The 1,596-nt window shown below is 45.2% G+C and carries 1 pseudogene; it reads right to left on the bottom strand.

Annotation, left to right across the window (positions count from 1 at the left end):
- Nucleotides 1-1,596: pseudogene (locus tag GR160_RS19220) on the bottom strand (hypothetical protein); the annotation flags it as partial.

Below are 1,596 nucleotides of genomic sequence, written 5' to 3'. Positions count from 1 at the left end.
AGTATTGATTGTAACTGCAACCGCTGTCCTTGTACTCTCACAGTTATTTAATGTCTGTGATACATAGTAAGTTCCCGTTGCAAGTGTAGTTATTGCTGCCAATTGAGTACCACCCGTTGCTACTGAGTACCATTTTAGTGAAGTACCGTTAGCTGCTAAGTTTGCTACCGTTGCACCATTACAGAATGTCTGTGCAGATGCCGTTGGAACAAGAGTCCTGTTTACAGTAACCAAGAATGGAACAGAGGCACTTTCACAACCGTTTATGGTTTGTGTTACAAAGTAAGTATCTGTTGTTAGCGGAGTAGTAGGAGCTAATGCACCTTCATCACCCTCAAGGCTGTACCATTTAAGGTTAGTACCCACTCCTACCAGGTCAGCAACTGTTGCTGTACCACAGAATGTCTGGTTAGCAGCCGATGCTGTTGGAGTAGTGTTTATTGTTACTGCCACACTTGTCCTTGGGCTTTCAATATTATTTACTGTTTGCGATACATAATAGGTCGCTGTTGTTAAAACAGTAGTAGAAGCCAGTTGCGTTCCACCTGTTGCCACACTGTACCATTTAAGCGAAGTGCCTACTGCAGTAAGTTCGGTAACCGTTGCACCGTTACAGAAAGTTTGTGCCGAAGCTGTAGGGGCAGGTGTTGTTGCCGCATTAATTGTTACCGCAACTGCAGTCCTTGTACTCTCACATCCGTTAACTGTTTGCGATACATAGTAAGTACCTGTTGTAAGCGTAGCAGTGGCAGTTAATGCCGAACCACCTGTAGCACCTGCATACCACTGTAGGTTATTTCCGGCAGCGGTTAAGTTAGACACGGTGCTTCCCTCAGGTAGCGTTTGTGCAGCAGCGGTTGGTGCAGCAGGGGTAGTTATAACAACACTCACAGCAGTCCTTGGACTTTCACAGTTAAGCGTTTGAGATACATAATACGTACCTGTTGCAAGTGCAGTTGTAGAAGCCAGTTGAGTTCCTCCTGTAGCTGTAGCATACCATTTAAGGTTTGTGCCTGTAGCCACAAGGCTTGCCACGGTTGCACCATTACAGAATGCCTGTGCCGATGCTGTTGGGGTTGTAGGGGTATAAGTAGTAACACTTACAGGAAGCCTCCAGCTTTCACATGAATTCACAGTTTGTGTTACATAATAAGTGCCTGTTGCAAGTGGGGTAGTTGTCGCCAATTGCGTACCGCCTGTTGCAAGAACGTACCATTTAATATCAGTACCCGTAGCAAAAAGATCGGCTACAGTAGCACCTGTACAGAATATTTGTGCAGAAGATACCGGTGCATCGGTTGAGTAAATCATAACACCTACCGCTGTTCTTGTACTCTCACAGCTATTTAATGTCTGAGAAACGTAATAGGTTCCATTTGATAACGAAGCAGTCGAAGACAGCTGTGTTCCGCCTGTAGCCACAGAATACCATTTTAATGAAGTACCGTTTGCCACAAGGCTTGCCACAGTCGCGCTGTTACAGAATGTTTGTGCAGATGCCGTTGGTGCAGTTGTAGTGTTGATTGTAACGCTAACCGCTGTCCTTGTACTTTCACAGCTATTTAAAGTCTGAGATACATAGTAAGTTCCCGTTGC

Origin of the sequence: Flavobacterium sp. Sd200 (assembly GCF_009826935.1) — a bacterium.
GTDB lineage: Bacteria > Bacteroidota > Bacteroidia > Flavobacteriales > Flavobacteriaceae > Flavobacterium.
Note: the sequence above shows the minus strand (reverse complement) of the source record. Positions and strands in the feature narration are given on the sequence as shown.